The sequence below is a fragment of the Pseudoclavibacter sp. JAI123 genome, from assembly GCF_013409665.1.
GTDB lineage: Bacteria > Actinomycetota > Actinomycetes > Actinomycetales > Microbacteriaceae > Pseudoclavibacter.
Window position 1 is genome coordinate 2,151,694 of sequence record NZ_JACCCM010000001.1, and the last position, 14,189, is coordinate 2,165,882.

Annotated in this window: 12 protein-coding genes; 9 read left to right on the forward strand and 3 right to left on the reverse strand. The window is 66.8% G+C overall.

The features are described 5' to 3' along the window. Positions 1–26: 26 nt before the first annotated feature. From uvrA to HDC34_RS10135, 9 genes are all read left to right on the forward strand, one after another. Positions 27–2,900 carry an excinuclease ABC subunit UvrA gene (gene uvrA / locus HDC34_RS10095; protein ID WP_104311918.1) on the forward strand — a complete coding sequence of 958 codons (2,874 nt, stop codon included), beginning with the start codon at positions 27–29 and terminating at the stop codon, positions 2,898–2,900. Then, positions 2,900–4,822 carry an excinuclease ABC subunit UvrC gene (gene uvrC / locus HDC34_RS10100; protein ID WP_179556760.1) on the forward strand — a complete coding sequence of 641 codons (1,923 nt, stop codon included), beginning with the start codon at positions 2,900–2,902 and terminating at the stop codon, positions 4,820–4,822. The genes uvrA and uvrC overlap by 1 nt, the downstream gene beginning before the upstream one ends. A 58-nt stretch (positions 4,823–4,880) precedes the next feature. Then, positions 4,881–5,768, forward strand: coding sequence for an RNase adapter RapZ (rapZ, locus tag HDC34_RS10105; RefSeq protein WP_068481863.1), 888 nt, complete (start codon positions 4,881–4,883; stop codon positions 5,766–5,768). A 71-nt stretch (positions 5,769–5,839) separates the two neighbouring features. After that, the gene (gene whiA / locus HDC34_RS10110; protein WP_068481866.1) at positions 5,840–6,817 is read left to right on the forward strand and encodes a DNA-binding protein WhiA; all 978 of its coding nucleotides are present in this window, start codon (positions 5,840–5,842) and stop codon (positions 6,815–6,817) included. 184 nt (positions 6,818–7,001) lie between these two features. Then, positions 7,002–8,003 (forward strand): type I glyceraldehyde-3-phosphate dehydrogenase, encoded by a 1,002-nt coding sequence (gap, locus tag HDC34_RS10115; protein ID WP_258068117.1) that lies wholly within the window; start codon positions 7,002–7,004, stop codon positions 8,001–8,003. Between the two features lie 31 nt (positions 8,004–8,034). Further along, positions 8,035–9,246, forward strand: a complete 1,212-nt coding sequence (gene pgk / locus HDC34_RS10120) for a phosphoglycerate kinase (RefSeq protein ID WP_179556761.1) — start codon at positions 8,035–8,037, stop codon at positions 9,244–9,246. Then, a complete protein-coding gene (tpiA, locus tag HDC34_RS10125) occupies positions 9,240–10,028 on the forward strand; it encodes a triose-phosphate isomerase (protein WP_151423456.1) in 789 nt (262 codons plus the stop codon). Before pgk ends, tpiA begins: the two co-directional genes overlap by 7 nt. A gap of 81 nt (positions 10,029–10,109) precedes the next feature. After that, positions 10,110–10,367 (forward strand): preprotein translocase subunit SecG, encoded by a 258-nt coding sequence (secG, locus tag HDC34_RS10130; protein WP_104241218.1) that lies wholly within the window; start codon positions 10,110–10,112, stop codon positions 10,365–10,367. After that, on the forward strand, positions 10,368–10,736 hold the full coding sequence (locus HDC34_RS10135; protein ID WP_104311913.1) for an RNA polymerase-binding protein RbpA: 369 nt from the start codon (positions 10,368–10,370) through the stop codon (positions 10,734–10,736). Positions 10,737–10,843: 107 nt separating this feature from the next. Here HDC34_RS10135 and pgl read toward each other — a convergent pair whose 3' ends face one another. Genes pgl through zwf form a run of 3 tightly spaced genes read right to left on the reverse strand, consistent with a single transcriptional unit; the run spans position 10,844 to position 14,114 of the window. Next, positions 10,844–11,599 (reverse strand): 6-phosphogluconolactonase, encoded by a 756-nt coding sequence (pgl, locus tag HDC34_RS10140; RefSeq protein ID WP_179556762.1) that lies wholly within the window; start codon positions 11,597–11,599, stop codon positions 10,844–10,846. Beyond that, a complete protein-coding gene (locus tag HDC34_RS10145) occupies positions 11,596–12,576 on the reverse strand; it encodes a glucose-6-phosphate dehydrogenase assembly protein OpcA (protein ID WP_104311911.1) in 981 nt (326 codons plus the stop codon). Before HDC34_RS10145 ends, pgl begins: the two co-directional genes overlap by 4 nt. Continuing rightward, positions 12,573–14,114, reverse strand: a complete 1,542-nt coding sequence (zwf, locus tag HDC34_RS10150; protein WP_104311910.1) for a glucose-6-phosphate dehydrogenase — start codon at positions 14,112–14,114, stop codon at positions 12,573–12,575. The genes HDC34_RS10145 and zwf overlap by 4 nt, the downstream gene beginning before the upstream one ends. Positions 14,115–14,189: the final 75 nt, after the last annotated feature.

Sequence of the window (14,189 nt, forward strand, 5' to 3'; positions counted from 1 at the left end):
ACACGAATAGAGAACCTGAAAGAGCTATGGCCGTCCTTCCTCCCTCCTCGCAGCTGCGCGTCCAAGGCGCCCGCGTCCACAACCTCAAGAACGTCGACCTCGAGATCCCACGCGACAGTCTCGTCGTGTTCACGGGCCTCTCCGGGTCGGGGAAGTCGTCGCTCGCCTTCGACACCATCTTCGCGGAGGGCCAGCGACGATACGTCGAGTCGCTCTCCGCCTACGCGCGGCAGTTCCTCGGCCAGGTCGACCGACCCGACGTCGACTTCATCGAGGGCCTGAGCCCTGCGGTCTCCATCGACCAGAAGTCGACCAACCGGAACCCGCGGTCGACGGTCGGCACGATCACGGAGATCTACGACTACCTCCGCCTGCTGTGGGCGCGAATCGGCGTGCCGCACTGCCCGGTCTGCGGCGAGGTCATTCAGCGGCAGACCGTGCAGCAGATCGCCGACCATCTCATGGAGCTCGAGGAGGGCACCAGGTACCAGGTGCTCGCGCCCGTCGTGCAGCAGAAGAAGGGCGAGTTCGTCGACCTCTTCCAGTCGCTCTCCGGTCAGGGCTACGCGAGGGCGATGGTGGACGGCGAGCGAGTGCAGCTCACCGACCCGCCCAAGCTCAAGAAGTCGTTCAAGCACGACATCTCGGTCATCGTCGACCGCCTCGTTGCCGCCGACGACGTGCTCGGCCGCCTGACCGACTCGCTGGAGACGGCGCTCCGCCTCGCGGACGGCCTCGTGCAGATCAACTTCGTGGATGCGGAGGGTGACGATGCGTGGACCACGTTCTCCGAGCAGCTCTCCTGCCCGAACAACCACCCCATCGCGCTCACCGAGATCGAACCGAGGACGTTCTCCTTCAACGCCCCGTTCGGCGCCTGCCAGACCTGCGACGGCCTCGGCACGCGCATGTCCGTCGACCGCGAGCTGCTCATCGGCGACCCACTCGACTCGATCGCGGATGGCGTCATCCTGCCGTGGAGCTCCCAGGGCAAGAGCCTGTACCAGTACTACGAGCGCCTCCTCCTCGGGCTCTCGGAGCAGATCCAGTTCAAGCTCACGACTCCATGGAAGAAGCTCCCAGAGGAGGTCCGCGAGGCCATCCTCGAGGGGCGCGAGTACGAGGTCAAGGTCAAGTACCGCAACCGCTTCGGCCGGCAGATGACGTACAGCTCGGGTTTCGAGGGCGTCATGCCCTACATCGAGCGCCAGTACGCCGAGGCGGAGACCGACGCGACCCGTGCCCGCTGGGCTCAGTATCTGCGCGAGATCCCGTGCTCGGCGTGCAACGGGGCGCGCCTGCGCCCCGAGGTGCTCGCGGTCAAGGTCCACGGCCGCTCCATCGCCGACGCGACGACACTGAGCCTCGCCGACTGCCTCGACTTCATGAACACCGTCGAGCTCACCGACCGGGAGGCGAAGATCGCCGCTCAGGTCCTCAGGGAGATCCGCGCCCGCCTCGACTTCCTCATCGAGGTCGGACTCAGCTACCTCGACCTCGCCCGTGCCGCCGGAACGCTCTCCGGCGGTGAGGCCCAGCGCATCCGCCTCGCGACACAGATCGGGTCCGGCCTGACCGGCGTGCTGTACGTCCTCGACGAGCCGTCCATCGGTCTCCACCAGCGCGACAACCGGCGACTCATCGAGACCCTCGTCAAGCTGCGCGACCTCGGAAACACCCTCATCGTCGTCGAGCACGACGAGGACACCATCCGCACCTCCGACTGGATCGTGGACATCGGGCCGGGAGCGGGGGAGCACGGGGGCGAAGTCGTCCACAGCGGCTCCGTCGCCGACCTCGAGAAGAACACCAGGTCGATCACGGGCGACTACCTCTCGGGGCGCATGGGCATCGAGACGCCCAAGAAGCGTCGGAAGTACGACAAGAAGCGAGAGCTCACCGTCGTCGGCGCCAGGGCAAACAACCTGAAGAACGTGCAGGTGAGCTTCCCTCTCGGCATCCTCACCGCGGTCACGGGTGTCAGCGGGTCCGGGAAATCGTCGCTTGTGAACGACATCCTCTACCGGGTGCTCGCGAGCAAGCTCAACGGAGCACGCGCCGTCGCCGGCAAGCACACGCGCATCACCGGCGTCGACCAGCTCGACAAGGTCATCCACGTCGACCAGAACCCCATCGGCCGGACTCCCCGCTCGAACCCGGCCACGTACACGGGCGTCTTCGACCGCATCCGCACGCTCTTCGCGGAGACGAGCGAAGCGAAGGCGCGCGGCTACCTGCCTGGGCGCTTCAGCTTCAACGTCAAGGGCGGCCGCTGCGAGGCGTGCTCGGGAGACGGCACGCTGAAGATCGAGATGAACTTCCTCCCGGATGTCTACGTCCTGTGCGAGGTGTGCGGAGGATCGCGGTACAACCGCGAGACCCTCAGCGTGCACTACAAGGGCAAGAACATCGCTGAGGTCCTGCAGATGCCGATCGCCGAGGCTGCGGACTTCTTCGAGCCCATCACGGCCATCCACCGGTACCTCTCGACGCTCGTCGAGGTCGGTCTGGGCTATGTGCGCCTCGGGCAGTCGGCGACGACGCTCTCCGGCGGCGAGGCGCAGCGCGTCAAGCTCGCCACGGAGCTCCAGCGCCGCTCCAACGGACGGAGCGTCTACGTGCTCGACGAGCCCACCACCGGCCTCCACTTCGAGGACGTCCGCAAGCTCCTGAAGGTGCTGGGCGGACTCGTCGACAAGGGCAACACCGTCATCGTGATCGAGCACAACCTCGACGTCATCAAGTCCGCGGACTGGCTCATCGACATGGGGCCGGAGGGTGGCTCAGGTGGCGGCACCGTCGTCGGCGTCGGCACCCCCGAGAAGGTCGCCGGCATCGCGGAGAGCCACACGGGCCAGTACCTCAAGGAGATCTTCGACCGGGAGGCAGCTGGCCGCTGATGGCGAACGTCCTGCCATATCGTCCCGCGACGGGCGACATCCCCACAGCCCCCGGGGTCTATAGGTTCCTCGGGGACAACGACCGCGTGCTCTACGTCGGGAAGGCCAAGAACCTCCGCGCGCGCCTGAGCAACTACTTCGCGCCACTCGAGCGGCTGCACGAACGCACGCGGCACATGGTGACGACGGCAACTCGTGTCGAGTGGACCGTCGTGCGCACCGAGACCGAGGCCCTGCAGCTCGAGTACACCTGGATCCAGGAGTTCTCGCCGCCCTTCAACGTCAAGTTCAAGGACGACAAGAGCTACCCGTTCATGGCGGTCACGCTCGGCGACGAGGCGCCGCGCGTCCTCGTCACCCGCAACCCGAAGATCCGCGGTGCCAGGTACTTCGGTCCGTACCCCAAGGTATGGGCGGTCAACGAGACCATCGACCTCATGGTCAAGGCGTTCCCGATCCGAACCTGCAACGACTCGAACTACAAGCGCGCCATGCAGAGCGGGCGCCCGTGCTTCCCGGGCCAGATCGGCCGGTGCGGAGGGCCCTGCAGCGGACGCGTGACCATCGCGGAGCACCGCGTGATCGTGAACGAGTTCGTGCGGTTCATGGAGAGCTACGACCGCAGCCTGCTGACGACGCTGCAGGAGGAGATGAAGCTCGCAGCCAGCGAGATGCGCTTCGAGGACGCAGCCAGGCTGCGTGACCGCATCGGAGCGCTCGAGAACGTCCTGGAGAAGAGCGCGGTCGTCCTGCCGGACAACGTCGACCTCGACCTCTTCGGCATCGCGGAGGACGAGCTGAGCGCATCCGTGCAGCAGTTCACGGTTCGCGGCGGCCGCATCCGCGGCGTTCGCAACTGGGTGCTCGACAAGGAACTCGACACCGACCTCGGAACGATCATCGACCAGACGATGCAGCGCGTCTACGGGAAGGACGGACTCTTCCCACCAGGTGAGATCATCGTGCCGGCCTTGCCCGACGACTCCGAAGCCCTGTCGGAATGGCTTGAGGCGACCAGACAGGCCAAGGTGAACCTGCGAACGGCGCAGCGGGGCCCGAAATCCGAACTCCTCAAGACCGCGACGATCAACGCCATGGGGTCGCTCGCGCAGTACAAGCTCAAACGCAGCAGCGACTACGTCGCGCGATCGGATGCGCTCACCGAGCTGCAGAACGCGCTGGGCTTGGCCGAGGCGCCGCTTCGCATCGAGTGCTACGACATCTCGCACCTGCAAGGCACCGGCATCGTCGGCTCCATGGTGGTCTTCGAGGACGGCCTGGCGCGGAAGTCGCACTACCGGCGCTTCAACATCGCGTCGTCGACGGACGACACGGACTCCATTCGCCAGGTGCTCGCGCGGCGCCTCGCCTACCTGCGCGACGACGCGACACCGGCCGATATCGTCGAGGACGCAGCCCTCTCCGCGGATCGCGTGAAGGCGTCGACGCAGGAATCCACACGGGCCAAGTTCGCCTACCGACCGCAGCTGCTGCTCATCGACGGCGGAGTACCGCAGGTCAACGCGGCGCAACGCGCGCTCGAGGAATCCGGGGTGCGTGGCATCGCCGTCGTCGGTATCGCCAAGCGGCTCGAGGAGCTCTGGCTCCCGGACGACGACTTCCCGGTCATCCTCCCTCGAGGGTCCGAAGCGCTCTTCCTCATGCAGCGTCTTCGAGACGAGGCGCACCGCTTCGCGATCCGGCATCAGCGCACGAAGCGCAAAGCCGACATCGGCACGGTCCTCGCGGACATCCCGGGCCTCGGGCCGACGCGCGTCGCCGCCCTCCTCAAGAAGTTCGGCTCGGTCAAGAGACTCCGGGCGGCCACCGTCGAGGAGCTCACGAGCGTGCAGGGAGTCGGAGAGGCCACGGCGACCGCGATAACCGAGCGATTCGCGCGAGAGCAATCGGCGGAAGCGTGAGAGACGCACGCTCCGGCTATGTAGGCTGGTGTTTTAGTCCACGGGAGGTGACCTGCGCATGAGTTCGGCGGAGATCGACGGCGAAGGACGCCAGCACATCATGATCGTCACCGGCATGTCCGGTGCGGGGCGGTCCACGGCGTGCAAGGCGTTCGAGGACCTCGACTGGTTCGTGGTCGACAATCTGCCCCCGCAGATGATCAGGCCCCTCATCGAGGTCGCCGGAAAGGCGCGAGACTCGCTCCCGAAGCTCGCCGTCTCGGTCGACGTGCGTGGCGGCCACCTCCTCGAGGAGTTCACCGCGCTCGTGGGCGGGCTCAGGGAGACGCACGAGGTCGACGTTCTCTTCCTCGATGCGACCGACGGAACACTCGTGCGACGGTTCGAGGCTGTCCGGCGCCCGCACCCCTTGCAGGGCAACGGCACGATCCTCGATGGCATCGCCCGCGAACGCAGCCGCCTCCAGGAGATCCGCGAGGCGAGCGACATCGTCATCGACACCTCGGAGCTCAACGGCCACCAGCTGGTGACCCGCATCGTCAAGCGCTTCGGCGAAGCCGACCAGAACAAGGTCGCCGTGACGGTGCAGAGCTTCGGCTTCAAGTACGGCATCCCCACGGATGCCGATCTGGTCGTCGACATGCGCTTCCTGCCGAACCCTTTCTGGGAGCCGGAACTCCGCGCCTTCAACGGCCGCGACAAGCGCGTCTCCGACTACGTCTTCGACCAAGAAGGTGCAGACGAGTTCCTGACCCACTACATTGAGATGCTTGACCCCGTGCTGCGGGGTTACGAACGTGAGAACAAGCGGCACGTGACGCTGGCCGTCGGATGCACCGGCGGCAAGCACCGCTCGGTCGCCATGACCGAGCGCATCGCGAGCCTGCTGCGCGAACGCGATGACACGATCATCAGCGTGCGGCACCGCGACCTCGGTCGCGAGTGACTCCCGTTCCATCTCGCATTCGCGACGACGCTTTGTCGCGCCCACTCACTCTGATCCATGGAGGTACCCCGGTGACGCTCACCGCCGATGTCAAGCACGAGCTTCTGCGCACGCGCGCAGCCACAACCCAAGCTCGTGCTGCCGAGGTCGCGTCGCTCCTGAGGTTCGCGGGTGGCCTGCAGCTCATCTCGGGGCGCATCGCTGTCGAGGCGCAGCTCGATTCCGAGATGCTCGCCCGACGACTCGGCCGAGAGCTCCTCGAGCTGTACGGCGTGCGAGCCAAGATCTCCATCGTCGCCGGCTCAGGTGCCAGGCCGGGGGAGAGCTACCTGCTTCGAGTCCTCGAGAACGGCGAGACGCTCGCCAGGCAGACCGGACTCATGGACGCGCGACGACGCACCGTTCGCGGGCTCCCGAACCGACTCACCACCGGCAGCCAGGACGACCTGACCGCTGTCTGGCGAGGCGCGTTCCTCGCAGCCGGGTCCCTGACCGATCCGGGCCGGTCTGCGTCGCTCGACATCATCACCCCGAACTCCGAGACGGCGATGGCCCTCGTCGGCGCGGCCGGACGACTCGGCGTCTCGTCCAAGGCCCGCGAGGTCCGTGGCGTGCACCGCGTCGTCATCCGCGACGGTGATGCGATCAGCGCGATGCTGACCGTCATCGGAGCCCACGCGACCGTCGAGAGCTGGGAGAGCCTCCGGCAGCGCCGCGAGACGCGCGCGACCGCGAACCGGCTCGTGAACTTCGACGACGCGAACCTGCGGCGCTCCGCTCAGGCTGCGGTCACCGCCTGCACACGCGTCGAGCGGGCGCTCGAGATCCTCGGCGAGGGAGCACCGGACCACCTCAAGTACGCGGGGCAGCTGCGTCTGGCGCACCGCGAGGCCTCCCTGGACGAGCTGGGGCGCTACGCGGATCCGCCCATGACGAAGGACGCCGTCGCCGGCCGCATCCGTCGCCTCCTCGCGCTTGCGGACAAGCAGGCATCGGACCGCGGCATCCCCGGCACGGAGTCCAACCTCCCCGTGCTCGACGAGCTCTGATCACCGCGCCGAACAGCTCTGCCCGTTTGGTCACCTCCGCGCCCGCCCATGGGACTAGGCTGACGATGTTGAACGGGCCTGCCCAGCAGACCGTTCCCACGATTTCGGTGCGATGGTGCACCCGGCCGCTTGTGGCCACACAGTCCTGTCAAATCGGAGAAACAACAGGAAAAAGGAGCATCACGTGACGAAAATCGCCATCAACGGTTTCGGACGCATCGGACGCAGCTACGCACGCGCACTGCTGCAGGATGACAACAACCTCGAGCTCGTTGCAATCAACGACCTCACCGACAACAAGACCCTTGCACACCTCCTCAAGTACGACTCCACGGGTGGCAAGCTGAAGAACGACATCTCGTTCGACGACGACGCCATCTACGTCGACGGCAAGAAGATCACGGCCACGGCCGAGCGCGACCCCGCAAACCTGCCCTGGGCAGAGCTCGGCGTCGAGATCGTCATCGAGAGCACGGGGCACTTCACCGACCCCGACAAGGCTCGCGCGCACATCGCTGCAGGCGCCAAGAAGGTCATCCTCTCGGCTCCCGCTTCCGGGCCTGCCCCGACATTCGTCTTCGGCGTCAACCACACCGAGTACGACCCCGAGAATGACGACGTCATCTCGAACGCGTCGTGCACGACGAACTGCCTCGCGCCGCTCGTGAAGGTCTTCAACGACAAGTTCGGCATCGAGTCGGGTCTCATGACCACGGTCCACGCCTACACGTCCGACCAGAACCTGCAGGACGGCCCCCACAAGGACCTGCGTCGTGCACGTGCGGCCGCGCTCAGCATCATCCCCACGTCCACGGGTGCGGCGAAGGCCATCGGCCTCGTCATCCCCGAGCTCGCGGGCAAGCTCGACGGCTTCGCACTCCGCGTGCCCACCGAGACCGGCTCGATCACCGACCTCACCGTCGTCTCCAAGACGCCCGTGACCGTCGAGGAAGTCAACGCCGCGTACAAGGAAGCCGCCGAGGGCGAGTTCAAGGGACTCCTCATGTACAACGAGGAAGACATAGTCTCGCGCGACATCGTGGGAGAGAACCACTCCTCGATCTTCGACGCGCCACTGACCAAGGTCATCGGCAACCAGGTGAAGCTGTCGTCCTGGTACGACAACGAGTGGGGCTACACCGTTCGCCTCGTCGACCTCACCGAGTACGTCGCGAGCAAGCTCTAACCACTTCGGCAACAGAGGAAGGATCGCCAACATGGCGCTTCGCACAATCGAGAGCCTTGGCTCCCTCACGGGAAAGAAGGTCATCGTCCGCTGCGACCTGAACGTGCCGCTGAAGGAGGGCGTGATCACCGACGATGGTCGGATTCGCGCCTCCCTCGGCACGCTCCGCCTCCTCCTCGACCAGGGTGCGCAGGTCATCGTGATCTCGCACCTTGGTCGGCCCAAGGGGGCACCTGAACCGCAGTACTCGCTCGCTCCAGCCGCCTCCCGGCTGGGTGAGCTCCTCGAGATCGATGCCCCTCTTGCCGCCGACACGGTCGGCGAGGACGCGCAGCGCCTCGTCGGCGGTCTCGAAGACGGCCAGCTGGTCGTCCTCGAGAACCTCCGCTTCAACCCGGGTGAGACGAGCAAGGACGACGCCGAGCGCCGAGCCTTCGCCGAGCAGCTCGCGAGTTTCGCGGACGCGTTCGTCTCGGACGGCTTCGGAGTCGTGCACCGCAAGCAGGCCTCGGTGTACGACCTGCCCCAGCTCGTGCCGAGCGCCGCGGGACTCCTCGTGGCCAATGAGCTCGAAGTGCTCGAGCGTCTGACCTCGGCCGTCGAGCGGCCGTACTCGGTGGTACTCGGTGGTTCGAAGGTGTCGGACAAGCTCGGTGTCATCGAGCATCTCCTCCCGAGGGTCGACTCGATCCTCATCGGCGGGGGAATGCTGTTCACGTTCCTTGCGGCCCAGGGCCACAAGGTGGGCTCCTCCCTCTTGGAGTCGGACCAGCTGGACACCGTTCGCGGGTATCTGGCGGACGCCGAGCAGCGTGGAGTCTCCATCGTGCTGCCGAGCGATGTCGTCGTCGCAGCATCGTTCTCGGCGGACGCCGAGCACGAGGTCGTCCCCGCAGATGGCATCGAGAACAGCAGGTTCGGAGCCTCAGGAATCGGACTCGACATCGGACCGGAGACGGCCAAGGCGTTCGCCTCGGTCATCCGAGATTCGAAGACCGTGTTCTGGAACGGGCCCATGGGCGTGTTCGAGTTCCCCGCGTTCGCCGAGGGAACCCGTTCCGTCGCAGACGCCCTGACCGACGTCGACGGCCTCTCGGTTGTCGGCGGCGGCGACTCCGCAGCAGCCGTGCGCACGCTCGGCTTCGCAGATGACAGATTTGGCCACATCTCTACTGGTGGCGGTGCCAGCCTCGAGTTCCTCGAGGGCAAGCAGCTGCCCGGATTGCAGGTTCTCGGATGGTAACGACTCGCACCCCGCTCATGGCGGGCAACTGGAAGATGAACCTGGACCACCTCCAGGCCATCGCGTTCACGCAGAAGCTCGCGTGGGCGCTCAAAGACGCGAAGCACGACTTCGACGATGTCGAGGTCGCGATCTTCCCTCCCTACACCGATCTGCGGAGCGTGCAGACGCTCGTGGACGCCGACAAGCTCTCGCTGAGCTACGGCGCCCAGGACGTCTCCGCCCACGACTCGGGCGCGTACACGGGTGAGATCTCGGGCGCGTTCCTGAGCGCTCTCGCCTGCAGGTACGTCATCCTCGGACACTCCGAGCGACGCACGCTGCACGCGGAGACCGACGAGGTCGTGGGCAGCAAGGTGAAGGCCGCGCTGAAGCACGGCCTCGTCCCGGTCATCTGCGTCGGCGAGACGTCGGAAGACCTCGAGAAGTTCGGTGCAAGCGCCGTCCCCGTCGCTCAGCTGAAGGCTGCGCTCGAGGGCGTCGAGGGTACCCCGGACCTCGTGGTCGCCTACGAGCCGGTCTGGGCCATCGGATCCGGACAGGCCGCGACCCCCGAGCAGGCGCAGACCGTCGCCAAGGCGCTCCGCGATGCGCTCGAGGAGCTTCTCGGCGAGTCGGTGGCAGCGGCCACGCGCATCCTCTACGGCGGTTCCGTGAAGTCGGACAACATCGCGGGCTTCATGCGCGAGCCCGACGTCGACGGCGCGCTCATCGGCGGCGCGAGCCTCAAGGTCGACGAGTTCAGCGCCATCGCGCGGTTCCGTCAGCACGTCGGTTCCTAGTCGCAAACGGCAACCATCTATACTCGGACGTGGCCTGTTCACTCAGGCCACGTCCGAGTCCGTTCATCTGAGAGGGATTCCGTGGATATTCTCCTCGTCATCCTGCAGGTCGTGTTGGCCATCACCAGCGTCCTGCTGATCCTGTTCATCCTGTTGCACCGCGGACGAGGCGGCGGACTCTCCGACATGTTCGGCGGGGGCATGGGGTCGAACCTCGGCGCCTCCGGTGTCGCCGAGAAGAACCTGAACCGCATCACGGTGACGCTCGCCGTCATCTGGCTGCTCGCCATCGTCGCCATGGGCATCATCACCCGCATCCAGACGGTCGTGGTGAGCTAGGTGGCACAGGGGGGCTCAGCGATCCGAGGATCGCGTGTGGGTGCCGGACCCATGGGGGAGATGGACCACGGAGTGCACGCTGCGCGCGTGTCGATCTCCTACTGGGATGCGCTCGGCAATGAGACCGTGAGGCACTACTCTGCGGAGATCGCAGAGGACGACATCCCCGAGCTCATCGACTGCCCGATCTCCGGCCTGCCCGCCGGCCGCGACAGGGACAATCCACCGGCGGCCACGAAGGTCGCGCCCTACAAGACGCACCTCGCGTACGTCAAAGAACGACGAACGAACGAGGAAGCAGAACGACTCCTCGACGAGGCGCTCTCGAAGCTGCGGGAGCGCCGCGGGAAGACGACCACCAAGGGCTGACTCGCCTCGTCGCCTGAACAGGCTGGCGTGGCAGGTACTGCGAAACATGGCTCCGGCCGAGAGCAGCGCTCTCGGCCGGAGCCATTGTCGTCTCGCCCGAAGTGGGGTCAGCCGAGGGCTTCCGCTGCGGCCGCATCGAGCAGCAGGAGCGTCTCGAGGCGGCCGGTCGCAGCCCCGAGGGGGGATTCCTCAGCCGGGACCCCCTCCGTGGAAGCCAGTCGCACGGCCGACGCCTTCTCGGCACCCGTGACGACAGCCCAGACGCGGGCCGCCTCGCGGATGGCGGGCAGCGTGAGCGTCACCCGCTCAGGTGGCGGCTTCGGCGAGTCACCGATGCTCTCGACGAGCGCGGACGCGGTTTCGAGCCCGGGAGTGCCGGGGAACAGCGACGCGGTGTGACCGTCGCCTCCCGCGCCGAGGAGCACGAGGTCCAAGGAGGGGACGCCTCCCGGTACGCCATCCGCCGGAGGAACGATCGCTCGCAGCTCAGCTTCGTACGCGACCGCAGCGTCGTCGAGGGTCTCGCCGCTGTCACTCGCCAGGGTCGCGTGCAGGCGTGCCTGCTCGAACCCGGCCGCACCCTTCAGCGCCTCTGCGACGGCGACGACGTTCCGGTCATCATGCCCGGTCGGGACGAAGCGCTCATCGGCGAACCACACGTGCACGCGCGTCCAGTCAAGCCCGGCTCGATCCATCTCGACGACGAAGGCGGGGAGCACCTTCGTCGCGACGGATCCACCGCTCACCGCGACATGCAGCTCTGCCGTGGTCGAGGCGACGAGCTCGACGAACCGGCGTGCAGCGTTCTCCGCGACCGCGGCGACAGAGGGCTCGACGTGACGGACCCGTGTCGCCTGCATCATTCGCTTCCCTCGCCGGTCTCCTCGGTGGTCTCCTCGGCCACGTGAGCGTGGGCTTCCGCCGCGGCGGCGGCAACTAGCACCTCTCCGAACACTCGGTCGGGTCCAAGCGATCGCAGCTCTTCAGCAAGCACGTCGGGGAGGTCTCGGACCGGCATCGGGATCTTCTGCTCCGGTTGACCTGGCTGTGTCAGCACGACCGCGGAGTCGCTCACACGCTCGAACGTGACGACGCCGCTCGGACGCGTGAGCTTGATCGCGCGCAGCTGCGCACGTCCGAGTTCCCGGTCCGTCGCCTGCGCGACGCGGACGGGAACCTGCAACGAGAGCTGCAACCACGCCGCCATGAGGAGCGTCGAGGTCTGCGAGGGGCGGCCGATGACCTCCACCTCCTGGATGGGCTCGTACGGGGGCTGGTCCAGCACGGCCGCGATCTGCGCGCGCCAGCTGGTCAGTCTCGTCCACGCGAGGTCGCTGTCTCCGTCACAGAACCCCGCCGCGAGCTTCGCCACGGTCTCCTCACCGTTTGGCGAGCTGCCGGAGTCGACGATGCGGAGCTGTGCGATGCGGCCGAGCGACGACGCGCTCGGTGCGCCGAGGGCGGAGTCCGGCCACCAGGCCACCACGGGAGCGTCGGGCAGGAGGAGGGCCTGCACCAGGGTCTCGGGGTCGTCGGAGGCGGGTCCGGAGACGTGGAGGACGATGACCTCGCTCGCTCCGGCGTCTCCACCGACCCTGATCTCCGCGTCCATGTTCGAGACCTTCGCGTCACGATCGACGACGTGGATCACGATGACGCGCATGGGATGCTCGCCGGAGGCCGAGTTCGCAGCGGCGATAGCTGCCTCGCCGCGCCGTTCGCCGGTGGAGATGACGAGGGTGAGCACGCGTCCGAGCGCGACTGCGCCGCCCTCCTCTCGCATGGAGACGAGTCGCTTCGAGACGGCCGAGGTCGTCGTATTGCCGAGTTCGATGATCACGGGCGCCTCCAGGTGCGGCCATCGCGGGCGAGCAGGGCTGTGGCCGAGGCCGGGCCCCAGCTGCCGGGTTTGTAGAGTTCGGGTTGTCCCTGGGTGGCCCAGTACTCCTCGACGGGGTCGAGGATCTTCCAGGAGAGCTCTACCTCCTCGTGGCGGGGGAACAGGGGAGGATCGCCGAGCAGCACGTCGAGGATGAGGCGCTCGTAGGCCTCCGGGCTCGACTCGGTGAATGCGTGTCCGTAGCCGAAGTCCATGGTCACGTCCCGCACGTGCATGCCGGAGCCCGGGATCTTCGAGCCGAACCGGATCGTGACGCCCTCATCCGGTTGAACCCGGATGACCAGCGCGTTCGGTCCGAGCGAGGTGCGCTGGGCTTCGTCGAACAGGTACAGGGGGCCCTGCTTGAACGTGACGGCGATCTCGGTCACGCGACGACCGAGCCGCTTGCCCGTGCGCAGGTAGAACGGCACTCCGGCCCAGCGACGTGAGTCGAGCTCGACTCGGAGCGCCGCGTAGGTCTCGGTGGTCGACTTGGGGTTCATGCCGTCCTCTTCGAGGAACCCACGCACGAACTCTCCGCCCTGCCAGCCGGAGCCGTACTGGCCTCGAGCCGACGCGAGCGACAGGTCGTGGGGGAGGCGAACAGCCGCGAGGGCCTTCTCCTTCTCCTGGCGGAGGTCCTTCGCGTTGAAGGACAGCGGCTCCTCCATGGCGGTGAGGGCGAGCAGCTGCAAGAGGTGGTTCTGGATGACGTCGCGTGCAGCGCCCACGCCGTCGTAGTAGCCGGCGCGGCCGGAGACGCCGATGTCCTCGGCCATCGTGATCTGGACATGGTCGACCGTGTTGGCGTTCCACAGCGGCTCGAACATGGAGTTCGCGAAGCGCAGCGCGAGGATGTTCTGCACCGTCTCCTTGCCGAGGTAGTGGTCGATGCGGAAGATCGCGTCGCTCGCGAAGACCGACTCGACGATGCTGTTCAGCTCGCGCGCGGAGGCCAGGTCGTGGCCGAAGGGCTTTTCGATGATGACGCGCCGCCACGAGTCCTGGCGTTCCTCGGCGAGCCCGGATCGGCGCAGCTGAGTTGTCACCTCTGGGAAGGAGCGGGGCGGAATCGAGAGGTAGAACGCGTGGTTGCCCCGCGTGCCCTGCTCGTTGTCGAGCTCGTCGAGGACGACCTTGAGGGAGTCGAACGAGGCGTCGTTGTCGAACTCCCCGGAGACGAAGCGGATGCCTTTGGCGAGCTGCGTCCAGACGTCCTCGTTGAAGGGCGTCCGCGCGTGCTGCTCGACGTTCTCCTTCACGAACGCGCGGAACTCGTCGTCGGACCACGGCCGACGAGCGAACCCGACGAGGCCGAACGACGGGGAGAGCAGACCGCGGTTCGCGAGGTCGTAGACCGCCGGGAGCAGCTTCTTCCTGGAGAGGTCTCCCGTGACTCCGAAGATGACGAGACTTGAGGGTCCCGCGATGCGGCGCAGGCGCCCATCGTCGATGGACCTGAGGGGGTTGTTGTCCGCGCTGATGTCGACTGGCGTCACAGCGTCGCCTCCTTGTTTTCTAGGCACGGGTTGCGTGCTCCCGTGTTTGTCCTGCAGACACGAGCGCGGGGATGC